This is a genomic window from Bacillus sp. BB081 (genome assembly GCF_008368895.1).
Classification (GTDB): domain Bacteria; phylum Bacillota; class Bacilli; order Bacillales; family Bacillaceae_G; genus Bacillus_A; species Bacillus_A wiedmannii.
Genome location: NZ_QOZX01000041.1, coordinates 13,756 through 38,627 on the forward strand (window position 1 = coordinate 13,756; position 24,872 = coordinate 38,627).

At 35.6% G+C, this 24,872-nt stretch carries 27 protein-coding genes; 2 read left to right on the top strand and 25 right to left on the bottom strand.

Going from position 1 to position 24,872, the window contains the following annotated elements; genetic code table 11:
• Positions 1 to 138: 138 nt before the first annotated feature.
• The 12 genes from DN394_RS17925 to DN394_RS17980 form a co-directional block, all read right to left on the bottom strand.
• On the bottom strand, positions 139 to 912 hold the full coding sequence (locus DN394_RS17925; protein ID WP_149294060.1) for a flagellar basal-body rod protein FlgG: 774 nt from the start codon (positions 910 to 912) through the stop codon (positions 139 to 141).
• Positions 913 to 954: 42 nt separating this feature from the next.
• On the bottom strand, positions 955 to 2,265 hold the full coding sequence (flhF, locus tag DN394_RS17930) for a flagellar biosynthesis GTPase FlhF (RefSeq protein WP_149294061.1): 1,311 nt from the start codon (positions 2,263 to 2,265) through the stop codon (positions 955 to 957).
• Between the two features lie 14 nt (positions 2,266 to 2,279).
• Positions 2,280 to 4,346, bottom strand: coding sequence for a flagellar biosynthesis protein FlhA (flhA, locus tag DN394_RS17935; protein ID WP_098084411.1), 2,067 nt, complete (start codon positions 4,344 to 4,346; stop codon positions 2,280 to 2,282).
• Between the two features lie 24 nt (positions 4,347 to 4,370).
• A complete protein-coding gene (gene flhB, locus DN394_RS17940; protein ID WP_149294062.1) occupies positions 4,371 to 5,417 on the bottom strand; it encodes a flagellar type III secretion system protein FlhB in 1,047 nt (348 codons plus the stop codon).
• A gap of 10 nt (positions 5,418 to 5,427) precedes the next feature.
• A complete protein-coding gene (locus DN394_RS17945; RefSeq protein WP_001055697.1) occupies positions 5,428 to 6,189 on the bottom strand; it encodes a flagellar biosynthetic protein FliR in 762 nt (253 codons plus the stop codon).
• A 15-nt stretch (positions 6,190 to 6,204) separates the two neighbouring features.
• On the bottom strand, positions 6,205 to 6,480 hold the full coding sequence (locus DN394_RS17950) for a flagellar biosynthetic protein FliQ (protein WP_001098085.1): 276 nt from the start codon (positions 6,478 to 6,480) through the stop codon (positions 6,205 to 6,207).
• 33 nt (positions 6,481 to 6,513) lie between these two features.
• Positions 6,514 to 7,272 carry a flagellar type III secretion system pore protein FliP gene (locus DN394_RS17955; RefSeq protein ID WP_001220582.1) on the bottom strand — a complete coding sequence of 253 codons (759 nt, stop codon included), beginning with the start codon at positions 7,270 to 7,272 and terminating at the stop codon, positions 6,514 to 6,516.
• On the bottom strand, positions 7,269 to 7,589 hold the full coding sequence (locus DN394_RS17960; protein WP_000121176.1) for a hypothetical protein: 321 nt from the start codon (positions 7,587 to 7,589) through the stop codon (positions 7,269 to 7,271). Before DN394_RS17960 ends, DN394_RS17955 begins: the two co-directional genes overlap by 4 nt.
• Before the next feature lie 12 nt (positions 7,590 to 7,601).
• Positions 7,602 to 7,961, bottom strand: coding sequence for a flagellar motor switch protein FliN (gene fliN, locus DN394_RS17965; protein ID WP_149294063.1), 360 nt, complete (start codon positions 7,959 to 7,961; stop codon positions 7,602 to 7,604).
• Positions 7,962 to 7,971: 10 nt separating this feature from the next.
• On the bottom strand, positions 7,972 to 8,958 hold the full coding sequence (fliM, locus tag DN394_RS17970) for a flagellar motor switch protein FliM (RefSeq protein WP_149294064.1): 987 nt from the start codon (positions 8,956 to 8,958) through the stop codon (positions 7,972 to 7,974).
• A gap of 14 nt (positions 8,959 to 8,972) precedes the next feature.
• Entirely contained in the window at positions 8,973 to 9,197 is a 225-nt protein-coding gene (locus DN394_RS17975) for a flagellar motor switch protein FliN (protein WP_000775712.1), read from the bottom strand.
• A gap of 62 nt (positions 9,198 to 9,259) precedes the next feature.
• Positions 9,260 to 10,045: a lytic transglycosylase domain-containing protein gene (locus DN394_RS17980; protein ID WP_149294065.1), complete on the bottom strand. Its 786-nt coding sequence runs from the start codon at positions 10,043 to 10,045 to the stop codon at positions 9,260 to 9,262.
• 256 nt (positions 10,046 to 10,301) lie between these two features.
• Here DN394_RS17980 and DN394_RS17985 point away from each other — a divergent pair, with 256 nt between their 5' ends.
• Both DN394_RS17985 and DN394_RS17990 read left to right on the top strand, forming a co-directional pair.
• The gene (locus tag DN394_RS17985) at positions 10,302 to 11,435 is read left to right on the top strand and encodes a flagellin N-terminal helical domain-containing protein (RefSeq protein ID WP_149294066.1); all 1,134 of its coding nucleotides are present in this window, start codon (positions 10,302 to 10,304) and stop codon (positions 11,433 to 11,435) included.
• A 256-nt stretch (positions 11,436 to 11,691) separates the two neighbouring features.
• Complete coding sequence (locus tag DN394_RS17990; protein ID WP_149294067.1) at positions 11,692 to 12,492, top strand: flagellin N-terminal helical domain-containing protein; 801 nt, start codon at positions 11,692 to 11,694, stop codon at positions 12,490 to 12,492.
• 95 nt (positions 12,493 to 12,587) lie between these two features.
• Here DN394_RS17990 and DN394_RS17995 read toward each other — a convergent pair whose 3' ends face one another.
• The 13 genes from DN394_RS17995 to fliE form a co-directional block, all read right to left on the bottom strand.
• A complete protein-coding gene (locus DN394_RS17995) occupies positions 12,588 to 13,535 on the bottom strand; it encodes a DNA-binding domain-containing protein (RefSeq protein ID WP_149294116.1) in 948 nt (315 codons plus the stop codon).
• 649 nt (positions 13,536 to 14,184) lie between these two features.
• Positions 14,185 to 15,093, bottom strand: a complete 909-nt coding sequence (locus DN394_RS18000; protein WP_000075958.1) for a chemotaxis protein — start codon at positions 15,091 to 15,093, stop codon at positions 14,185 to 14,187.
• 124 nt (positions 15,094 to 15,217) lie between these two features.
• Entirely contained in the window at positions 15,218 to 15,703 is a 486-nt protein-coding gene (locus DN394_RS18005; RefSeq protein WP_000068318.1) for a hypothetical protein, read from the bottom strand.
• Positions 15,704 to 16,021: 318 nt separating this feature from the next.
• Complete coding sequence (locus DN394_RS18010) at positions 16,022 to 16,357, bottom strand: DUF3964 family protein (protein ID WP_061680551.1); 336 nt, start codon at positions 16,355 to 16,357, stop codon at positions 16,022 to 16,024.
• 49 nt (positions 16,358 to 16,406) lie between these two features.
• Positions 16,407 to 17,720 carry a flagellar hook protein FlgE gene (gene flgE / locus DN394_RS18015; protein ID WP_149294068.1) on the bottom strand — a complete coding sequence of 438 codons (1,314 nt, stop codon included), beginning with the start codon at positions 17,718 to 17,720 and terminating at the stop codon, positions 16,407 to 16,409.
• 21 nt (positions 17,721 to 17,741) lie between these two features.
• Positions 17,742 to 18,314, bottom strand: coding sequence for a flagellar hook assembly protein FlgD (locus DN394_RS18020; RefSeq protein ID WP_149294069.1), 573 nt, complete (start codon positions 18,312 to 18,314; stop codon positions 17,742 to 17,744).
• Positions 18,315 to 18,317: 3 nt separating this feature from the next.
• Positions 18,318 to 19,433: a flagellar hook-length control protein FliK gene (locus tag DN394_RS18025; protein ID WP_149294070.1), complete on the bottom strand. Its 1,116-nt coding sequence runs from the start codon at positions 19,431 to 19,433 to the stop codon at positions 18,318 to 18,320.
• A gap of 10 nt (positions 19,434 to 19,443) precedes the next feature.
• The gene (locus DN394_RS18030; protein ID WP_000360869.1) at positions 19,444 to 19,854 is read right to left on the bottom strand and encodes a hypothetical protein; all 411 of its coding nucleotides are present in this window, start codon (positions 19,852 to 19,854) and stop codon (positions 19,444 to 19,446) included.
• A 116-nt stretch (positions 19,855 to 19,970) separates the two neighbouring features.
• On the bottom strand, positions 19,971 to 21,275 hold the full coding sequence (locus DN394_RS18035; protein ID WP_149294071.1) for a flagellar protein export ATPase FliI: 1,305 nt from the start codon (positions 21,273 to 21,275) through the stop codon (positions 19,971 to 19,973).
• The gene (locus tag DN394_RS18040) at positions 21,272 to 21,958 is read right to left on the bottom strand and encodes a FliH/SctL family protein (protein ID WP_149294072.1); all 687 of its coding nucleotides are present in this window, start codon (positions 21,956 to 21,958) and stop codon (positions 21,272 to 21,274) included. Before DN394_RS18040 ends, DN394_RS18035 begins: the two co-directional genes overlap by 4 nt.
• Entirely contained in the window at positions 21,945 to 22,949 is a 1,005-nt protein-coding gene (locus DN394_RS18045; protein WP_000883360.1) for a flagellar motor switch protein FliG, read from the bottom strand. Before DN394_RS18045 ends, DN394_RS18040 begins: the two co-directional genes overlap by 14 nt.
• Before the next feature lie 13 nt (positions 22,950 to 22,962).
• Entirely contained in the window at positions 22,963 to 24,537 is a 1,575-nt protein-coding gene (locus DN394_RS18050) for a flagellar M-ring protein FliF C-terminal domain-containing protein (protein ID WP_060630283.1), read from the bottom strand.
• A 22-nt stretch (positions 24,538 to 24,559) separates the two neighbouring features.
• Positions 24,560 to 24,859 (bottom strand): flagellar hook-basal body complex protein FliE, encoded by a 300-nt coding sequence (gene fliE / locus DN394_RS18055; RefSeq protein WP_000701682.1) that lies wholly within the window; start codon positions 24,857 to 24,859, stop codon positions 24,560 to 24,562.
• Positions 24,860 to 24,872: the final 13 nt, after the last annotated feature.

Sequence of the window (24,872 nt, forward strand, 5' to 3'; positions counted from 1 at the left end):
TAGTTAAGCAATGTTGCTGTCATTATGAAATTCCATTCTTATGAAAAAACATAAAACGATATTGATAATCATTATCATTTTATGATGTAACTGTAATAAAAGCAATAATAAAAAAAGACTTCCGCTATGGGAAGTCTCTTATCTCAATATTTCATTCGCTTCTTTTTCATAAATTTTATCAAATGAAGTCATAACGCGTTGTGATGCTTGAATCATTTTTTGATCCGTCATAAGATCAGCCATCTCTTTCGTCATATCTACATTTGAATTTTCTAGCATATGATTTTTTACTGTCCCTGCTCCGTTCGGTAAATCAGCAATGTTTCCTTCTGCTAGTGTAAAGCTTTTGTTCTCTCTCTGTACGAGACGATTATTCGCTTCTGCACCTACTGTTTTTGTTTGCAGGCGGGCAATATTATTTTGTGTTACTGCATCATATAACGTACCGTCTGCTTGTACAGCTACTTTTGCTCCTTCTGGAATACGAATACGTTCATTATTCTCTCCCATTACGAAAGCGCCTGAAGTTGTTTGCAGGTAACGATCACTATTTAATGTAAAACTACCGTCTCTCGTTAAAAACGTTTCATTATTTTTAGATGTAACGAAAAACGAAGCTGTGCCAGCAGTTCCATCATCTAAAAAGAAATCTGTATCACTATTTGTCATTTGTATATTTCCTTGTACTAAGTTCACATGCGTTGCGGCTGGTACTACAGCGTAATCAGTCGAACCGATATTTGTCACGGCCCCATCTCCGCGGCGATATGTGTCTTGTACATCAAACACTTTAGAAGTCATATTTTCTGCTTTAAATCCTGTCGTTTGAGCATTTGCAACGTTATTCGAATGAACATTAATGCGCTGCATGTAATTCATCATACCCATAGAACCTATATAAAGACCGTTCATATTCGTTTGAATAAGGCAGTTGCCTTATCCTTCACCTCTTTTCTATGATGTTTGCAACATTTGTTTCGCTAAATGTTCAGCTGTAGCGATATGTATATGTTGCTTCACGTCTTGTCCGTCTGTCATTAATACAATTGGAGCCGATGATACTGCTGGAATTTTCAATAATTCACCACTACTTGCTGTTTCATCAAATTTCGTAAATACGATACCATCAATATGAATATCTTTAAAATTCGTAATGATTTCAATCATGTCTTTACTTTTCATCGAAGCTGATAACGTTAAACAAATGTAATCTGGCTCTACTTGTCCCATCGTTTCAATCATTTCTTCTACTGTTTCTGACGCACGATAATTTTTTCCGGCTGTATCAATTAAAATATAATCGACGCGCGCTTCTTCTTTAAAATACGTAAGTGCTCTTGTCATTGCAGCTTCATCACGTACAGCGATTACTTCAAATCCAATTGTCTTGACGTAATCTTGCAGTTGCTGTACTGTCCCGATGCGTGAATGGTCTGTCGTAATAAAACCGACCGTTTTTTTCTTACCGTGAAACTGCCATGCCATTTTCGCAAGAGTCGTCGTTTTTCCAACTCCAGTTGGACCGATTAATGCAATTGTTTGCACTTCTTTTTCAAAAACGTTTTCCGTATTGAAATGAGATCTCATATCTTCCAATATGTATCCGATCACTTCTTCTTCTGTAATCATCGTTGCATTCTCAAACTTCACTTTTAACTTTTCAGCATATGCATGAATGAAATATTGTTCTACATCGTTTTGCTCTAGCATGCGAATTACCTTTTGAATAATAAAAGGTACAGATTCTTGCTTTTCTTTCTTTACAACAACTTCTTCTTTCTTAACGGGAACGACTTTTTTCACAGGTTTTTGCTTTTCCGTTACTTTCGTCTCTTCCGTCTGTTTCACAACGACGATACCTTTTTCAAACAGCTTTAATAGTTTCTCTTTCTTTCTTGTCCATTCTTCACTATTTCCTGTTTGCATCGCCGCATATGACATAGAAGTCGTCACGTTTTCTAAATTGTGCAGTACCGATTGAATTCCGTTCGCCTTCACAATTTGTTCTGAATGATCATTTACAACATCCATTAGTTGTTCATGAAATTGAGCTGTGCCTTCATTCACTTCTTCCTGTTTATCCTCTGGAAAAGCAACTAACATTTCATAATTCTTTTTCCAAAAAAACGGGATATTTCGTTTTACACTTTCATCGACAACGTAATAATAATCTGTACCATATTGGTCAAATAACTTTCGATACAATTCATTTTTCGAAGCTGCTTTTATTCGCATTAACGCTTCTTTCTTTTCTGTACTTTCCATTACTTCACCCCCTACTATTCAATATAGGCAATTTGATCTACAACAATTTCCGGTGCTAATTCGCTAATACAAAGTACTTGCGCTTCTACTTGATAACGCTCAAGAAGTCTTACAATCGCAAATCTGAAATCTTTTCTACGCGTTAATAATACTGGTTCTCTTCCCATTAAACGAGCTTGTTTAAAGACACGCTGTACTTGTTCAACAACACGTGTTTCTAAATCTAAATCCCAGTTTAATAAGTAACCTTGGTATGAATTATTTACAACATCCGCATCTAACTCGATTGAATCTGAGAAGAGCGCCGCATAAATTTTACCGTCAGGATTTTTTGCATTTTCACAAATCACTTTTGAAATACATTCACGGACGAATGACGTTACACCGTCTACATGATTTTGATAAATTTCTTTTCCGTCAATAATACCTTCGATAATAGTTGGTAAATCACGAATAGAAATACCCTCTTTTAACAATTGTTTAATAACATTTTGAACGAGTGATAAGTCGATTTCTTTCTTCTTAATTTCTTCTAATAAAACACCGTTATCATTTTCAAGCGAGTTAATTAAGTCTTTTACATGTTGACGCTGAATTAACTCATGAAGATTACGTCTAACGATAACATCTAAATGTGTAATTAATATGCTAAGCGGCTCTAATACTTGATAGCCTTTCATTTGTGCATCTTGTACCATATGCTCTAAAATCCAATATCCATCTTCACCGAAAATGGGATCTTTCGCTGGTTCTGCATCTAAATCGGCCATTACATTCGGTGTTTTCAATGCTAATAAATAACCTGATTTTAAAACACCTTCAGCTGCCTTCGCACCTTTAATACGAATAATGTAACGTCCACGTGGTCTAAAACTCGTATTATCTTTAAAGTTAATGCCAGGAACGTTAATACCAAGGTCGGTAATAATCGACTTCCTCATTAAAACAACTTTATCACGAGCTGTTTCCCCGTTAATTTTCTGCTTTACAAGGGCTGCTAAATCTAAACCGAGTTCTACTATAATTGGATATTTATCTGTAAATACTCCGAATGAATCTTCCACTTGTTGCAGCTGCTCATCTTCGCCTTGAATCATTTCTAATTCTTTTTGAAGCTCGTCTTCTTTTTCTTTCTTTATTCGGTTTTTATTACGAATTCCTAAGAAAATAATTGTTCCACCAACAAGAGCAAATGGTAGAAACGGTAGCGGAGTGAAAATACCCATCGCAATAAATAAACCACCAAGCGCATATACAACAACTTCATGTGCTAATAACTCTTTAAAGATACCTTCTGTTACTGTATCCGCTGAACCATCAAATACACGCGTTACGATAATACCTGTTGAAATCGCAAGCATTAACGAACCGATTTGGTTTACGATTCCGTCACCGACAGTTAACTGTGTATAGTGAATAGCTGCATCAGCAAAACTCATCCCCTGCTGCATCATGCCGACAATTAAACCGAAAATAATGTTTACGAATAAAATGACAATCCCGAAAATAACGTCCCCTTTAATGAACTTCCCGGCACCATCCATCGCCCCGTAAAACTCTGTTTCCATATTTAATTTTTTTCGTTTTGCCTGTGCATCTTTTTCAGTAATAATACGCTGGTTTAAATCCGCATCGATCGACATTTGTTTCCCGGGTAAAGAATCAAGTGTAAAACGAGCTGCAACTTCAGCTGTACGAGATGCACCGTTTGCAACGATAAACTGGAATATAATTAATACTATAAAAATAACGATACCAATTAATAAGTTCCCGCCAATTACAAACTGACCGAACTCTTCAATAACATGCCCCGCATTTCCGTCTGTCAAAATCGCTCGCGTCGTCGATACGTTAATCGATACGCGGAAAATCCCGATTAATAACAGCATCGTCGGAAATGACTTTAATTCATCCCACTCGTTAATACTTGTTGCTCGCATATAAATAAGCACTGACATACTTAGTAAAAAAACGATAACGATATCAAGTATAAATGGTGGAAGTGGAATTAAGAGCGCCACTACGAATGACGCTGCTAAAAAGATAGAAAAATAAGTTCTTGCAGAATCTATCTTAAACACAAGAGATCTCCTCCAACCGCGCTATTATACTTCAAGCTCATTCGTTTGAATTAAATAGCGCATAACTTCAATTACAGCTACGTATAAATCTTCTGGAATCGTCTCATCTTCCTCGACTTGATAATATAAAGAACGAGCAAGCGGACGGTTTTCCACCATTGGTATTTCTTGTTCTCGGGCAAGCGTTCGTATGTATAATGCGAGCTCATCTTCCCCTTTTGCAACGACAATTGGCGCCGCATCAAGCTGTTTATTGTAACGAAGTACGACCGAAATATGAGTCGGGTTGTTTACAATAAACGTTGCACCATCCATCTTCTTCGCAATTGTCCCTTGCAAGATCGCATGCATAAAGTTTTTTCGTTTCCCCTTTACTTGTGGGTCCCCTTCATTATCTTTATGCTCTCTTTTTACTTCTTCTTTTTTCATCTTAATATCTTGTTCGTACTCCCATTTTTGATAAATAAAATCAATAATAGAAAGAACGATTAATATAATTAAAATAGCTAAAAAGATAAATTTAATTTGCCTAATAATTTCAGTAAGTGACGCAGTCCAGTTAAATCCAATCATACTAACGATTTTCTCTAAATTCTTTTTAAAGAGAACGTAAGCGACGTAACCGATTAATCCCATATAAAACAGTGATTTCAAAATATCTACTAAACTTTTACGACTAAACAATCTTGTAAAATAGTTTTTCGGGTTAATACGTGACGCTTTCGGCTTAATGACTTTAGAAGAAAATAAGAAACCGACTTGAATCATATAATTAAATAAATGAAAAGCATATACGAGTATTAATATTGGAGCTGATACTTTTAGTAATAAAATACCCATTAAATAAAAATACTCGGTCGAATCTGTATTTTTTCCAATTTGATCAAACAGCACCGCTACAGAGTTTGCAATCTCATAACCGAGCCAATCTCCGAAAAAATAAACGACAACTGCTAATACAAGAATGGAAAATAAATTATTTAAATCTTTACTACGGGCAATATTCCCTTCTTCACGCGATTTCTTACGCTTCTGCGGGGTGGCCTTTTCTGTTTTATTATCCTTTGCCATGCGCGTCCCCCTACTTCGTTAAGAAAAAGTTAAATAGTTTCGTATATTCCTCAAGCAATACATCCGTCATATTTTTAAACACATAACCGAGCATCGGTACACTCATCGCAATAAACAAAATACCACACGTAATTTTAATAACGTACGCATTCATAAAAACGTTTAATTGCGGAGCGTTTTTTGCGATTAAAATTAAAACAAAGTTAATGATGAACAAACTTCCCATGAGCGGCAGAGCAATTTCAACCGCTGATGTGATCGCAAATAATAACGTTGCGAGTAGACTATCTAAAAAACTAGTCGTCAGCAATTTTGAAATCGCCTCTGTATATTGAAACGACTTTAAAATCGTGGCAACGAAATAATTAATGCCGCCAAGTGAAATAAAAATAATGAGAAAAAATATATCAAAAATGGTTGATAGTAAAGTAGACTGTGAACCTGCATTTACATCAAACAAACTTGCCTGTGATAAACCGATATCAAAGTCTAAAATATGCCCAGCCATTTTCGGTATATTCCACAGCATCTCTACAATTTTTGAAAGCGATAATCCAATTACAATTTGCGTTCCTGCATAAGCTGCAACGTCCCAAACTGTCTTGATGTGAGAGACGTCAACTTGATCGGCAACTGTAATGGAAAGAGCAAGCCCAAATGTAACCTTCGCCATTGCTGGAATGGATCGACCTGAGAAAAACGGTAAAAAATATAAAAATGAAGTAATGCGGCAAAACGCAAAAAACGTCGCCGCCCATAATTCCATATTCATTTCAGTCCACCTATCTTAGTACGAACGCAATAGCGATGGAATTTTATCAAATAAATCTAAAATAAGTGTCGTTAATTCTTGAAACATCCACGGACCTAAAATGATAATAACGAGTACAATACTCGCCATTTTCGGTAAAAACGTCAGCGTTTGTTCTTGAATTTGCATCATCGCCATAATGACAGCGATGATAATAACGACAATCATACTTACGCCGGCAACCGGCATTAAAATCATAACCCCTTTATAAAAAAAGGTTTGAAAAATATCTATAATTGGTGACGTATTCATTTATATGACTCCTATCACATAGCATCAAACGCTTCAGGCGACTGTTTTAAACATAATGTCGACGATTTTTGTATATCCACCTAAATATACGAAAACGAGTATTTTAAATGGTAAACTTAAAATCATCGGCGGTACCATCATCATCCCGAGGTACATTAACAGTGTACTAATAATCAAATCTATAAATACAAACGCTAAATAAATGAACATCCCCGTTAATAATCCCTTTTGAATTTGCGTTAACGTAAAGGATGGTACGAGCGTAAATAAGGAAAGATCTTTCAAATCTTTCGGCAACTCTTCTCCGCGCACTTTCAGCATCATTTTTAAATCATGCTTATACGTATGCTTTGACATATACTCTTTCATAATCGGAGCTGTCGTCTCCGCAGCTTGACTTACCGTTATTTTCTCTTTCGTCATCGGATCCCACACATCGCTCTTTAGCTGCCCAAGTACAGGCTGCATCGTAAAGAGTGATAAAAACAATGCAAGTCCAACAAGTACTTGGTTCGGTGGTAAATTCATTACCCCAAGTCCTTGACGTGTAATCCCAAGAACGATCATAAAATAAGTAAAATGTGTAAATAATAGAACGATAGAAGAAGATAATGATAAAAGGGTAACGAGCGCAAATAATTGTACACTTGAATTACTCGTAAACTCTTTTCCATTTTCGAAATTAATAAAACCGTTCGGGGCCGCATACGCTGGATTTACAAAAATAATTGAAAAAACGATAGAAAATACGAAAATAACGGCTAATAATGATAACTGTTTCTTTATTCTCATGATGGATCCTCTACTTTTTTCGTTTCACTCTTCACCGCGTCTTCTAGCGCTTGTTGAAACTGATTTCCTGTTCCTGTTAATTGCACAGATTGTACACCGTTATTACTAATAACAGTGAACACTTGCTTGCCATCAACTTCAAATAAAAAGGCGCTCGTTTGATGATTTAAATAAACGCCGTCCTTCACTTGAATATGGCCATTTTCACCTTGCTTAAAAAACTGCTGCTTGCGCGTCTTTTTCGTCATATAATATGCACCGTAGCCGAGCGCACCAAACAGTAAAACGACTTGAAATAAGGTCGTCATATACGACATATGACTCCTCCTCTACTCTTTATCTTGCATCTGACTTTGCGCTTTCATAAGCGCAGCTTGCTTCTTATCAGCTTCAATTTCAGAAATGATAATACCGAACTTCTCGTCCATTACGATCGCTTCCCCAATGCCGACTTTCATATTACTTAAATACACATCTACTTTATGTCCTAAGTTTTTCTCTACTTCAAGAACATCGCCCACTTTTAATTGCTTCACATCACCGAGCGTAATAGATGACTTTCCAAGCTTTACACCAAGTTCAATCGAAATGTCTGAAACAGTATCAATATGTGCTTTACCTGTCTCATTTCGCTTTCCTGCAAAATCTTCTAATCCCATTAATGACACAGGAGATACTTCATGCTTCATATGGATCCTCCTACTCTACAAAACTTTTAAATAAGAGCGCCTTACGCGTTCCATCTTTTCCAATAAAACAATTAAATTTATGCTTTCCATCTACATAACCAAGTAATTCATCCGAAACTTTCGTATGAAGCGGAATAATATCGCCTTCTTCAATTTGTTCAATCTCACCCATTGTCATCTTTTGCTCGCCAATTGCAACGTGAACAGGTTTATACACTTGATTTACTTTCACTTCCACTTCAGATGTATACTTTTTACGTTTATCCGAAGAATGTTCCACAATATTTTCAGATGTTAACTTATCCATAATTTCTTCAACAGATAAGAACGGAATACCGATACGCACCGTCGTATCCCAAAAATCCGTTTTCATATTTACGTTTAATAATGAAATGATATCACTCGCTGTCGTAATCTTTAATGCATTCGGATCGGTCTCCGTCGTTACAAATTTCGGTTCAATCGCCACAACACTTTCAAATGATTGCTCTAAATTTTTACATAGAAGAGCAAAAATATTATCAAGCGTTAAAAACTCAAACGCGGTAAGTGGTCTGCGCATCGTAAAGTTACGCTTACTATCTCCACCAAGCCAACATTCATGAATATAAATAACGAACGCTAAATCAATCTCAATGACAATTTCTCCAAGCTCTGGAAGACCAAGATCAATAACGCAATATAAATAATAATCTTTCGGCATTTTCTCCACATACTCACTCGTAAATGGAACTTGCTCCACTGTCGAAGGCTCTAATTCAATCGGAATACGCATACGCGCTGACAACGTCTGTGACGTCTGTTTACCAAACGTAGAAGCAATCGCTTGCAAACTACGTAAATGTTCAACACCGAACTTCTCCGGTCTATTAAAATCGTACTCTTGAAATTTCTCTTGCTTCCCTGCTTCTTGTGCGAAAGCTGGCATTTCCTCGCCTTCATTTACCGCCTTCAGCAGGGCATCAATTTGCTCTTGGCTTAATTTTTCGCCACTCATGACAATCCCCTTCCCTACCTTTTCAATTCAACGATTTCAACGTACATCTTCCCGTTTTTCGTCAAAATCTTTCCGGTTCCAATCTCTTCATTCTCAAGCATAAGACGCACCGTATTTTTCGTTGAATTTTCAAGACGATACAATGTACCTTTCGTAATATGAAGCAAATCTTCAATTTTCTTTTTCGTATTTCCGATTTCAAAATAAATTGTTAACGGAATATCATCTTGTAATTTCAAATCTAGCCAACTCCCATATCATGTTCACGAAAATTTCATGTTCTCTCTATATATGAAATTTCTTATTTTGAAACGTCGATATTTAATATTTTTTTAATATATCCTTGCGTTTCTTTAAATGGTGGTACGCCTCCGTACTTTCTCACATTACCAGGGCCAGCATTATAAGAAGCAAGTGCCAATACTAAGTCGCCATTATTTTTCTTTAAATAACCGCTTAACTCTTTCACACCGCCTTCAATACTTTCAGCTGGTGAAAATGGATTTTTTATACCCATCTCTTTCACATTCGCTGGCATAAGCTGCATAAGACCCTTCGCACCTGCATGTGACACCGTTTTCGGATTAAAATCAGATTCTACTTCAATCATTTTTTGAATTAACGTTTTCGGAATTCCGTATGTACGACTAGTGCGATCTATAATATCCTCATACTTCCCTTCATTGGAAGAACGTATTTTTTGAATATTATACTTCTTCGTTAAATCCCACGTATCAGCAGCCTCATTTTTCGTTTCTGGGAAACGTCGTTCAAACTCTTTTTGTGCGACTTGCACTTCATCGGCTTTCTTCGTTTCAGCCTTTTCTTCAGGCTTACTCGCTTCCTCTACTTTATTAATAGATTGTTCCGTTTTATTTACGACCGTTTCTATTTTCGTAGATTGTACCGGCTGACTCATATCCTCTATCTTTGCCGGCTGCGTAGTACCCTTCGTCTCCTTCGCAGGTTCACTCTGCAACTTCTCTTGAAAACGACTACTAACAAATGCTTGTGGACTACTTAACTTTTGCTGAATTTGTCCTTTCTTATATGCAAGCACTTCTTTTACTATATTTCCAACTAACATAATATCACCTTTTCGGTAAACAAAGATAATCTAATATTAGAGTTTTTTTTTAAAGTTTGCAATAATCCTTTTAATAATATTGTAATAAAAAAATGAATATATTGTTAAACTGTTATTTTTTTATATTTATTAATTCGAATTTTTAGTTGACACCCGCTATGACAGGGATTACAATAAATCTCGAAATTGATTTTTTCGCATATTACCGTTTTTCAATTTGCAGAAAAGTCAATATAAAAAAATGGGGGTTCTTAACATGAGAATTAATACAAACATTAATAGCATGCGTACTCAAGAGTACATGCGCCAAAACCAAGCAAAAATGAGCAATTCTATGGACCGTTTATCAAGCGGTAAACGTATCAACAACGCTTCTGACGATGCAGCAGGTCTTGCAATCGCAACTCGTATGCGTGCACGTGAAAGCGGATTAGGTGTTGCTGCTGATAACACGCAAAACGGTATGTCTTTAATCCGTACAGCTGACTCAGCAATGAATTCAGTATCTAACATCTTACTTCGTATGCGTGACATCGCCAACCAATCTGCGAATGGTACGAACACTGATGATAACAAATCTGCATTACAAAAAGAATTTGCTGAATTACAAAAACAAATTACTTACATTGCAGACAATACGCAATTCAATGATAAAAACTTATTGAATGCAGACAGCGAAGTTAAAATCCAAACGCTAGATTCAAGTAATGGTGGACAACAAATCAGTATCGATTTAAAAGCTGTTACACTTGAAAAATTAAATATTAAAGATATTTCTATCGGTAAAGCTGACGCTGCTGGTAAACCAGTTGTTCCTGGTGCTACAGTTGACCAAAAAGATCTTGATTCAGTTACAGACAAAATTGCAGCCCTTACAGAAAATTCAGCAAAAGCTGATATCGATGCAATTCAAAGCTCTCTTGATAAATTCAAAGCTAGCATGACTCCAGGAGATGTTAAAACACTCGAAGATGCTCTAAAAGGTTTCAAAGAAGGACAATCTAGTCCTACAGATGCAGGTGTAGATGCAATTCAAGATGCTTTAACTAAAGTTACACTTCCTACAGCAGGAGCACCAGCAGGAGCACCAGCAGCTGACGCTGATAAATCTGATGCATTAGCTGCAATCGCTGCAATTGATGCTGCTCTTACAAAAGTTGCTGACAACCGTGCAACTTTAGGTGCTACATTAAATCGTTTAGACTTTAACGTAAACAACCTGAAGAGCCAATCTTCTTCTATGGCTTCAGCTGCTTCTCAAATTGAAGACGCTGACATGGCGAAAGAAATGTCTGAAATGACTAAGTTCAAAATCTTGAACGAAGCTGGTATTAGCATGCTTTCTCAAGCAAACCAAACTCCACAAATGGTTTCTAAATTATTACAATAAGCCATTTGATTTAGTTTCATGAATAAACCTCTCTGCTTGCGGAGAGGTTTATTTTTTCTATATAAATGAATTATTTGTAAAACCTTTCTTTTTTAGGTAGGATAGAGCATCCACTTTGCGTAGAAGCGGTCAATCCTTATCTCTATTCCCCCCTTATGTTAAAACACAACTAGAAGATAAGCATAAGTCCTTTTTTTCATAGCCGCTTATTAACTTTAAGACCATATATGAAAGTATAAAATAAGGAGTGTCTATTATGCGTATTGGTACGAATGTTTTAAGTATGAATGCTAGGCAGTCGTTGTATGAGAATGAGAAGCGTATGCATGTTGCGATGGAGCATTTGGCGACTGGTAAGAAGTTAAACCATGCGTCTGATAATCCAGCTAATATTGCGATTGTGACTCGTATGCATGCAAGAGCGAATGGTATGCGCGTGGCGATTCGTAATAATGAGGATGCAATATCGATGCTTCGCACAGCCGAAGCTGCACTTCAAACTGTTACAAACATTTTAAAACGTATGCACGATTTAGCTGTTCAATCTGCAAATGGTACAAATTCAAATACAAACCGTGATTCACTGAATAAAGAGTTTCAATCTTTAACAGAGCAAATTGGCTATATTGGCGAGACGACTGAGTTTAATGATTTATCAGTATTTGATGAACAAAACCGGCCTGTTACGTTAGATGATATTGGTTATACAGTAAATATGATAAAACATATTCCCCCTTCCCCTACACAACATGACATCAAGATTTCAACAGAACAAGAAGCAAGAGCGGCAATTCGTAAAATTGAAGATGCTTTACAAAACATATCACTTCATCGTGCTGATCTTGGGGCTATGATGAATCGTTTACAGTTTAATATTGAAAATTTAAATAGCCAAAGTATGGCCCTAACAGATGCTGCATCTCGAATTGAAGATGCGGATATGGCGCAGGAAATGAGCGATTTTTTAAAGTTTAAATTGTTAACTGAAGTTGCACTTAGTATGGTTTCACAAGCAAATCAAATACCGCAAATGGTTTCCAAGTTACTACAGTCTTAAAACATCATCTTCCTTCTTTGAAACGATTCCATACAAAACAAAAGGGAAATACATATAAACTATGTATCTCCCTTTTATTTTGTACCCAAATTTTATTACTGTGTTACAGTCATAACCTGTCCACTACGATCAACCATAATTTTCATATTACCGTCTTGTGCGTTATATAACCCTAATTTATGCAAATCTTGTTTACATTCTTTTACGAAGAAAGGCAATGTGCGAATTTGATCGATATCTGAACTCGTAATGAAATGAATTAAATGATGCGTCATTTCTTTTATATCATGAACAAGTTCTTCCTTTTCTCGCTTTAGCTTTTCATTTTCAGCCCGTAATACATGCAATTCGCCTTCGAGACCACGTGCGTTCTTTTCATCTTTTGAACGCTCTGCAGCCATGCTAGAAAGCTTATAGATTCCTTCCATAAACTGATGTAGTTCATACTCTTTTCTTTCACTACACTGACTAATCGTTTCGAAATTATCAACAATACCAGATATAACTGTTACAAGATTTTTTTCGGTCTCTGTATTTGGAACTTCATTTCTTAATTCTTGTTTGTTTTCTTTTTTCATTTCAACAATTGGTTCTTTTACAGGCGTATATTTTCGCTTTCGTCCTGGTTTTTGTTTTTCAATATTTTCAAACGGTATTTCACATTTTTTTAATTTGTAATACGTATTTTGCAATTGACTTTCTGTTTTTGGAAAAAGATTTAGTTCTTTTTTACTAACGTATTTTGAGATATTAATAATGTTTAAACCGTGACGTTGGCAAAATTGATACACTTCATACAGTAACTCTAGTTCAGACTTCAGCCATGTAATTGTAGATTTTTCATAAGCCCGCTTCCCGCCATTTTTTTCAATATCTATTTGAAATAATACCATTCTATTATATAAATCAACTAGTTCTTCATATTTTACTTGGAATTGTTTTTCTATTTTTTTTAATTCCGCTTCTAGTTGCATATCGTTCATTTTATTATTTGACATGTTTTGTAAAAGACTTAATACATTGATTGCTGTGTGGTGATACATAATCTGTGTCACTCCCCCTCATCCTTTCACAATTCTCATCTGACTCCCATGTCTTCTCAGAAAATAGCATTTTTTTCATATCCATATTATAACATTTCTAAATTATCTGTCAAATATTTAACATACAAAAATGTATAGAAAGTATAGAAATAGAAAAATTATTTTTAATTAATATGTATAATTACATATTAATTATATTATATGGTATTCCGAATATATTTTCACCGAAAAAATTTGCGTTACTACGCAACCTAACTAGCATATTCCAAAAATACGCTCTCTTATATTTTCAAATAAACAAGCTGGCTATTTATTCATTAAACGAATTGAAAATCTCGAAGTAGAGACTATTCATACAGCCACAAACACTCCAGAAACGTTTAATCTTTCTACCTGTACAGTAAAGTATAGAATGCAAAAAAGGAACTAGCCAGTACTACTTACACGTGGCTAGTTCCCTCCTCCCTACTAAAAAAATAGAGTTGTATATCAGTTCTTCAAACCCTCAATCAAAGGCTCTTTTCTTCTACTGACCTAAAACCACTCCATATATCTGGTCTCACATCGCATAGGGCTCTATTAGGCACTGACCGCTCTACGCATAGCTAGAGCTTCTATTCCAGCTAAAAAAAGCTTTTCAAAACGTTTTTTACAGCACTAACTTATCAACTAAACCAATTAACTCTTGAATATCCGGCTTACTTACTTGAGCATTTGCTCCTACAGCTTCGCCTTTATGGAATAATTCATTTGTAATTAATGAAGAGAAAATAATGACCGGTAAACGATTCATTACTTCACTATCTTTAACCACTTTCGTTAAATGATGTCCATCCATTTTCGGCATTTCAATATCAGTGATTAGCAAGTGAATATGCTCAAACATTTTTTCACCTTGCTCTTTCGCTAATTTTTCAATTTGCGCTAACGCTTCTGCACCATTGCTGAAGAAATTCATTTTCGTATATCCAGCTGATGATAATGTTTCTTCTAATATTTGGCGAAGCATTGCTGAATCTTCTGCAATATAAATCACCTTTTCAGCTCGATCTGTTTTCTGTTCTAACCCTGCAAGTGATTTATTGTCATAACCAGTACCGCTAATTTCACATACAATTTTTTCATAATCTAATAGTAAAATGATTTGCCCATCTAGTTTTACAATACCAGATGTCGTTTCTTCTAGTCCCATAGACAATGAAGCTGGTTCATCAATTTGTTCCCAAGAAATACGTTGAATACGATGCACTTCATCAACACGGAAAATAACTTTCATTTGATTTAATTCAGAGATAATAAATTTCGTTTGATCAAGTGGCTTTGTCGATTTTAAATTAAGAGCTGTCGCTAAGTTAATAACAGGTAAAATTTCACCACGTACTTGAACAACACCTTCAACTGCATGATGAGATTCTGGCACAGTTGTAACAGGGAATGGATTAATGATTTCACGTACTTTCATTACGTTAATACTAAATAGGTTTTCACCAACAGTATATGTAACAATCTCTAATTCATTTGTTCCGCTTTCTAATAAAATACTTTGTGCTTGTGACATAAAGGTGTCGCTCCCCTTCCATTAATTCCGTATATCTAATTATTAAGCTTTATTAAAACGAAAAAGTCAACTATCTATATAAAAAATATAGATAGTTGGACGATTCATTTATTTAAAAAGACAATTAATCTTGTATAAACGAAGCAAGTGCCTCTAATAACACTTCTTGTGCTCCTACAATTTCTGTTGGCATTGCTTCCCACTTTTTCGAAAGCTCCGTTTCTACTCTTATTCTTAGCTCCGAATCCATTTCTTCTAGCACATATTCTTTCGTCGCTATATCAACATCAAGTAGCGCAAGTGCATATAATTCTGGATCATTTATTTTTTTAAATAATTGTTTCAATATAGCTGGTGCTATATGTTTTAATTTTTCAATATGAATTTCCTTATCCGAAAACAGTAACTCATATTGAATAAACGTAACATTTTCTTTAATCACTTTAAAATAGCAATTATTTTTTTTATCATTTACAAAATAACCGTTCGGATCTGCAATAATACTCTCTACTTTACGAATTAAATCTGGCAAACTACTCGCCGCCATAACAGTCCGCTGCTCAACCTCACTTGGCGAAATGAATGTAACGCGATACTTATTCTGCGCCATCCTCCTCACCTCTCCTTTTATAGAAATCTATCGTCACATACTATCCAGAAGGCACTGGCCTAATATGAAATGATTATCTCATCCCCAACCATCTCCGTACGCCTCTATAGCTCTATTCTTACAAATAGGAGCTCGTCTGGATCATAACTGTTTATCCACACTAAACTTTGCTTACCTCTTCTTATACTACCCTAGTAACTCTCCATACCTCTGTCCTTACACACCAGTCGCGGCCCTATTAGGCACTAACCGCTCCAAAACAACGCTAGGTCCTCTCTTCAACCCTAAAAAGAGCTTTTAAGGTCTTTTTAGATCTTTTTAAGAGCTTTTCAATAACTCGATGTTATTGAACCAAAATGCAATCTGCTGATCCGTTATCCCTGATAGTGTAATAAAAAACTCACGGCACTTCATCTCGTCCTTAAACAGTTGATACTTCCATTCTCCTTCGCTACCAACACTTACGAAATAAAACTCATGAATACGGCCAATAATTGATTGCTTTTCACCAAATGAATATGGAGGTACTTGCTTAATTTCAAATTGATCAGGTAAATATATATGCTCTTCTCGTTCCATTTTTAACACTTGCTCTGCAAGTTCACGTTTATTTTCGAAAAAAGGCAATTGTAAAATTCGTTCTTGTCTTGTCATACGAATAGAAAACCCTTTCTACTACATTACAAATTTTCTTTATTATATATTATCGAATTAAGTTTACAACTTCATTTAATACTTCATCTGACACTTTAATTACTTTCGCATTTCCTTGGAATCCACGTTGATAAAGCATTAAGTCAACGAATTCTACAGATAAATCTACGTTTGAACTTTCTTTTGCTGACCCTCGTACATTACCTGCACCATTCTCACCAGCAACACCTATTCCTGGAATACCCGCTGATGGTGTCGCAACGTAATTTCCATTCCCAGTTTTCATTAATCCACCTGAATTCGGGAATGTAGCTATAGCTAGTTGTCCTACAACTTTCATACTACCATCCGAATATTTCATCATAACGAAACCACCATCAGAAATAGAGTAGTCATTTGCAATCGCAGCTGGGCGCCCCGTTACTTCTGTTGTAGAAATAGTTTTCCCTGTCGGATAATTTGTTAAACCACTTAAATCCAGTTTCAATCCCTTTCCAAAAGGAATATCAATCGTTCCACCTTTAGTAATTTCGCCAGTTACTGGATCTTTTTGTACAGGTTCATCTGTTTGCTTTAAATTTCCTAATGTATCAAATATAAGCGGTTTATTGTCCGGCATACCTTCAATAGGCTTAAATTCTTTTTCGTTTTTAGAATCATTTCTTACAGAAACTGAATATGTATATTCACCTGGCACTGGCTTTTCAACTTCTTTACCATCTACAGTCTCTTTTGTAGTCTTTTGTTTAATATTTACACGTAACGTTAACGAGTTCCCTTCCGCATCAAAAACTGTGAATTCGTGAGATAATGCATTTTGGTTTCTAGGAAGGTTTCCGCCTATTGTCGCTTTATCTGTTTGAATCCCACCAACAGCTGATCCCATTGGAATTTGAATTGGGCTTGGTCGTGAAGAAAAATCTACTTCTTGTGTTCCTGTTTTTACACCATAACCTAGTACATACTGTCCACCTGTATTTGTAACATAGCTATCTTTCGATACACCGAAAGACCCTTTTCTCGTATACTCTACATTTCCACCGTTACGATCACCAACTAAAAACAAACCGTTTCCTTCTATCGCTGTCTCCATCTTATCACTAGTTAAAGTAATAGAGCCATCACTAAAATCTGTAGATGTCCCACTGAACTTTACACCGTTACCAATACTCTTTGGATTCGTACCAGCATAAGCACCATCACCACGTGAACCAACCGTATTATTATATAGCAAATCATCAAAAATAGCCTTTTGCTTTTTATATCCAACTGTTTGTGCATTTGCAATATTATTTGAAGTAACACTTAATGCATTTTGTGCTGCATTCATCCCTGTAATACTTGTATATAACGCTTTAATCATAACCTTTGTACACTCCTTTTATTAATCTTGTTTAACCTCTTCATTTTTTTCTATATCATCTTTCTTCTCATCTTCCGGATTAGTTTCTGTTATCGGTTTATCAGAAACCCTTTCTATGAAACGAAGTGAGACAACTTGATTATCAACAATAAGTTGCACATCGTTATTTTCAGCAAGTCGAACTGTTTCCACTTGACCAGTCACTTGCTTTCCATTATTGCTTACACCTCTAACGTACTTTCCTAAAAACTTCATCCCTCCATCAAGAGCCGTCGAATACATCGTTGATTGCAGTTTATCTACTGCTTTCGTCATATTCTGTACTTGCTCCATAAGCGATAGCTGTGCTGTTTGGTTCATCATTTGGTTCATATCCATCGCATTAAACGGGTCTTGATGTTGAAAGCTTGCTAAGAAAAGTTTCAGGAAATCATCTTTATCCATAATACCGGGTGTTTTTTGAGTACTTGTTGATACTCCGTTTGCTTGTTGAGCTGTCGACTGTGCACCAGTAACAGATGCATTTTTTGTTTGTGCTCCTGCTTGTAACGGAATATGATTTGTACTCGTTGTATTTAATCCAACTGTTGGCACACTTTATTCCTCCAATAATCCCGCAAATTCTTTTGCATGTTGTTTTTCATGTTTCGGACTTGCTAATTTTTGTTTTTGTCTTTGCTCTTGTTCTCGCTGTTCTTTTCGATTTTCATCTTTATCTGAATAGCTAATTTGAATATTGATTTCTTTTTCTTTTAACTTCAGTCTCAATTCATCAAAAATGATTTCAACCCGTTTTTTCGCATCGTGTTTTTCCATTTCTACGTGAACATCAATTTGATCTCCATGCTTTTTCATAAACACTGTTAATGTACCGAGTTTTTCTGGATTTAACTGAAATAAAACACGCTCTTGTTTCACTACAAATTTTTGCAATGCTTCTACTTGCGCTTCCATTTTCTTTCCTAAATCAGGCAATGAAACTTTCTCAGCGCCACTATTTGATTTCCCTATTGGATCCGTACCCGTTGCTTTATTTAATAACTCCGCACCAGTTGAACTCGAATCGTTTAATACATCACCTTCTGGCAACTCTATCTTTACATCATCGCCCTCAGCTTTCGAAAGATCTACATCTAAGTCTTTGGACTCTTCTTGTTTCTTTGCGATATTACAAGTTTCTGTTTCTACTACTTTCAATACTTGCATCGTTTGCTCTGGCATCTTCACTTTATCTAATACCATTTGCATTGTATCTTCTAAACATATAGCATTTTTGATATTCATATTTGAAAGGAGCTCTTGTAACTGTTGTAATTCACCTGCGGGCAATTCATTAAGTTTTACATTTCCATATTCTTTATACAACTCTTGTATTTTTTGTATGTATTGATATAACAATTCTGGCTGCACACGTAATTGTTCAATTGCAACCATTTGCTCAGATACAGCTAATAACAACTGTTCTGTCTCTTTTTTTTCTTCTTTCTTTACAATTGGCTCTTCTTTCGTTACTGATTGTTTAGAAAGAATATATTCTTTTTTTTCTTCTTTTGGTGCTTCTTCTCGTTTCATTTTCTCCGTTTTCGGCTGCTTTTTATTTTCCATTCTCATCGTACGATCGAATGAAGAATCTTCACTTTTTGATTGTACTTCTAGCCCTTTTTCTTTTTGCGGAGGTAAACTTTGTTGCACCGGTAATACAGACTGTATCACTATATTCACCTCATCCATTCATACACATTTTCAAATCAAGAAGCATTTTTTCTTCCTGCTTTTCTCGTACTTTTGCAAGCTTTTTACAATCTTCTTGATACATCTCATCAATGACACGTTCTTTTTCTTTTACTTGTTCTAAAAGGCTTTCATTTTTTTGAATAAAATCTTCCGTTTTTTTAATTTTCCGATTCCATTCTTCTATTCTTTCAGGTGAAAACGTATGTGACGAAAGCATGCCAGCCATTATACGTTGCCCAGTTTGTACGACTTTACTACGCGATTTTACAACATATAAATCATATTCTTTTTTTTGTTCTATTTTTCTTTTTTCAGCTGTTAATTCATACACTTCTTTCAAAATCTGTTCTTTTTCTTGATTTATTTGCAATTTTATCGTGTCGTACTGCTGCTTATCCACCTGTTTTTATAGCCCCTTCCTATTATAACGTTCTCTTTTTCTATTATATAGTTTTTTTCCGAAAAAATCTGTGAAATATTAAAAAACAAAAAAATAAGACCTCTTGAGCAGAGGTCTTATACTATATGGTGCATCTCTTCAACAATATCATCAAATTGGAAACGATCTGATCGACCTTGTTTTAAAAACGTATTTATACCTTCTACTTTGTTTTTACATTCAAAAATATAAGCATTTTCTGCATTTTCTTGAATCGTTCCTAATTTAAAATACAATTCATTTTCTTTATAAATAGATAAGATTTTTCTCATTTCATTTGCAAGTTGCCAGTGATTTGGCAACACGATTTCTTCCATAATCCTACTTACTGAATCTAGCACTGAAATAGCAGGGTAATGACTGAGCGTTGCAAGTTCACGCTTTAATACAATATGTCCATCTAAAATACCACGTGCTAAATCTGGTACAGGTCCGTTTAAATCGTCTCCATCAACGAGTACAGTATAAATACCTGTTATAGATCCCTTTTGCGTTTTCCCAGATCGCTCTAACAGCTTCTTCATATAACTTTCCATTAAAAGTGTTTTACCGCCAATCGGTAACTCTTTAACGGCAATATCAACACTTCTACGTGCATCAGCAAAACGAGTAACAGAGTCCATCATAAGTAGTACGTTATTGCCCTGGTCTCGGAAATGTTCCGCGATAGATGTTGCAAGCTTAGCTGCACGAAGTTGCATAAGATGACTTTCATCTGACGTCGCTACGACAACGACGCTTTTCTTCATGCCTTCCTCGCCTAATTCTTTTCGAATAAAGTCTTTTACTTCCCGGCCACGTTCTCCTACTAAACTAATAACGTTTATATCAGCTTTTGCATTTTTAGCAATCATTCCGAGTAAAGTAGATTTACCAACACCAGAGCCTGCAAAAATACCAATCTTTTGACCGATGCCAATCGTTAGCATGGAATCAATAGATTTGATTCCCGTTTCAAATACGTCAGTAATCTCTTCACGTTCAAATGCATGAATAGGTGGAGCATCTAGTTTTATTTTTTGCAGCGGAATGTTTTCAGCGTTTTCATTTAACACTTCACCATTTGCGCTTAACACTTTTCCAAGCAAATGATTACCACGAGGTATAACAACATCTTCAGCAATTAATGTAACAGAATCTCCGTAACATACTTTTTCTGTCTGTCCAAACGGGAGTAACATATTGTTTTCTTTTTCAATTGCAATTACTTCACATAAGACGCTATGTTCTCCAACAAGACAAACATCACCGATTTTCGCCTTTGGCCCTTTCGCTACGAAAAACTGTTCTTGTACACTATGAACTTTACCGACTTTCGTATAAAACGGCGTTTCAATAAATGTATTCCATTTTTGGTTTTCATTCATTAATAGTCGATTCATACATTTTGCTCCTCAAATAACTTCTCCTCTTCCCATTTCTGGCGAAGTTTCGCAAATATAGGTGCAAATTTAAATTCAAAGAACTCTTTCTCTTCTTCTAGAACAAATTCACCGAACTGTAAGGAGAAATCATATTTCCATTCTACTAATTGTAGTAACCAATATTCTTTCGTATTTTCCTTCTCTTCTTGAATACGTTCAAATGTTTCTGGATGTACGGTAATAACTAGTTTTTCAAACGAAGTAGGCAACGTTTGAACGATGCCAGTTAAAATAGGTAACACATCAAGCGATCTAGCATCTACTGCTTGATTCACAATTTTTTCTGCTAGTTGAAAAGATTGATTCCATAATAACTCTGTCCATTCATATGCTGTTTCTTGTTGTTCTTTTTGAAACTGCATACGTGCTGCTTCCATCTCTTTCATCTGCTGCTGAACATGCATTTGAAATTGTTCTTTATCTTGTAATAACTGTTGACGCTCTCGTTCTAACATTTGTTGTTCTTGCCTTAGTTGATTCAGCTCAATATGTAATGATTGTTGCTGTGCAAGAAGCTCTTCATGGTCCACCTGTATTTCTTCTTCTACTTGAACTGGTATTGGTTTTGGAAATTGTAATTCATACGTTTCTTCAGAAAAAGAAACAGAATTCTTCGGAATTCTGTTTTTAAATAAGGACATCATCTTCACCTCTTTGAACGATAATTCTTCCTTCCTTCTCTAGCTTTTTCACTGTGCCTGTAATCGTTTGCTGTGCCTTTTCAGCATCCGTCATCTTAAGCGGTCCTAAGCCATCTAATTCTTCTAGAATCATCTCTTTACGGTTTGAAGACATACATGTAAATAATTTCTCTTTAATCTCTTCTTTTGCAATTTTAAGTGCTTTCGCAATAACACCGTTATCTGTAATTTCTTCTAATACACGACGAAGTGCAAGATCTTCAAGTCCGAGTAAGTCTTCAAATACAAACATGTTTTCTTTAATTTTCTCAGATAACTCATAATCCATTTCATCCAGCTTTTGAAAGACTGTTTTTTCAACACCTCGTGAAACGTTATTTAAAATGTTTACTATTGTTTTCAAGCCATCTGTTTTATTAATTGCATTAAATGCCATATTATTTAATTTTGATTTTAATAAATCCCCAATTTGATTTATTAATTCACCATCTACTTGCTCTAGCTTCGCAATCCCCATTACCGTTTCTACTCGCTTATGATCTGGTAATCTCTCAATTAATTGAGAAGCAAGCTGCGGTTTAATATAAGAAGCGATAATCGCAATCGTTTGTGGCGATTCATCATTAAGTACAGTAAGAAGTGGTTCTAAATCCGCAAGTGAATTTAAGAATTCAAACGGATTATCTTTGTTATACCAAAGATCTTCCAATAATTTTTCTAGTTCGTCTTCTGGCATATTTTTAAATATGCGACGAATATATTCTTTATCTGGAGTCACTAGGTTTAATTCTTTTACATTTAATTCATACAAGAACTCCCCTAGTACATTTTCTAACGTTTCCGGTTTATATACACGAAACTTCGCGATTTCACGAAGTAATACTTCTTTTTCCTCAGCCGTCATATATTCAATGACTTTTGCTGCCACCCCTTCTTCTAATGTACGAATAAGGATGGCAGCTTTTTCTTTGGAGGAGATTTCATCTAACATCGTTGTTCCTCCCTTACTGTCCATTTAACCATTTTTTAATTACTTTTGCAGTTCCTTCTACATGTTCTTTCGTAGCATCATGCACTTGTTCATCTAACGTTGGTTCTTTCGGTTCTTCTGGTTCTGGTTTTGGCTCTGGTACTATTTTTTCTTCAGGAATTTCCATGATACTTTCATTACTTGCAGCAATTTCCTCTTCTGCTAAGTATTCTTCATATTCCTCTTCTTCTTTCTTTCTCTTACGTCTTGCTAATAAGAACCATACTAGACCACCAATCGCTAATAAACCAGCTGGAATTCCACCGAATAACCACCAGTTTATACCGCTTTCTTCTGGTTCTTTCTTCTTCTCTTCTTTCGGTTGATCAAACTGAACAGTTACAACGTTAACTTGACCGTTTGTAAAGTTCCCATTTGGATCAGCTTGAAGCCCAGCTGCTGTACCGATTGCTTCTTTGAAAGTAGTCATATCCATTTTTCGTTTTACTAACGTATCATTGTCTACCCATACTACAACATTTGTTTTCGTTAATTCTGGATGTTTCTTAATCGTTTCAACCGTTTTATCTATTTCATAGTTTTCAATTTTGTTACCATTCTTATTATCATAGACGATTTTACCATTTTGATTATTGTTCGTACCGTAATTTGGCACTTCACCGTTCGCTGTAATACCAGCACCTTGTTTTGTCTCTGCTCCTTCTTGCGCAGTAGAGCTTTCTTCTTGCTCTTGTTTACTACGAAGTACACCTTTATCACCATATTTTTCTGACTGGCGTGTAACTTCATCATAGTTTACAGACACTTTCGTATTCACTTTATATTCATTCGGTTTAAACATCGTCATTAATGTTGCGTCAATATCTTGCTTTAATTTACCTTCAATTTGATGTTGCATCTCTACTTCTTTTTCATAAGAAGAGGAACTAGTAGAATGTGCTTCATCTGCTCCTTTTGAGATAATACCTTTTTTGCTATCAATCACACTTACTTCTTCTGCTTTCACGCCAGGAACTGCAGCACTAATCATTTGCTGTATACCTGCAACCTGATCTGCCGTTAATAATTGGCCACGTTTCACACCTACAGTAATCGCAGCTGTTCCTTTTGCTTTTTCTTCATCAAAAATTGTCTCTTTTTCAGGTAATGTAATTTGAACATTTGCCGTTTCAACTGTCGCAAAGTTTCTTACGATATCTTGCTCCAATTGCTTTTTCGTACCGACAATTTGCTTCATTTTTTTATCTTGCTCACTTGAACCGAGCGAGCTTTCTAATAAAATTTCCTCACCGCTTTTAGAATTAAACGGTAAGCCCATCCCATTCATTTCTTTTCGAACCCATGGAGCATCATTTTTTTGCACACGAATCGATCCATCGGCCGCTAACTGATAATCGACACCTAACTTTGATAATTCTGCTGTAATCTCTTGCTTATCTGCATCATTTAAATTTTGATATACAACAACATATTTATCTGGCAAGGTGAAGTATAAAAGTGCTCCTGTTACAATCGCTAAAAGCGCAGCACCGATTACTAACTTATGCCACGTTTTTAACGATTGGATAACATTTTTCATCTTTTCCATTTAAACACACCCGTCCACTTTCCTAAATTTGCATATTAATTAGTGACTTATAATTTTCAATAAGATTATCACGTACGAGAGCAGCCGTTTTCATTTGAGATTCAGCCTTCTTCTGCTGAATTAAAACGTCATGCGTTTCTCCTACCCCTTTAGTTAGTAAATCATATACTGCTGTTTGCGCATTGTTTTGCGTTTGATTCATATCTTCCAATAAATCAATAAACTTTTTCCCTTCAACTACAGATGTTTGAGAAGTTTTCGGTGCACCAATTGACTGAATTGCTCCAAATGGTTGCGTATTTAGCATTGGTTGGATTTTCATATTACTATATTCC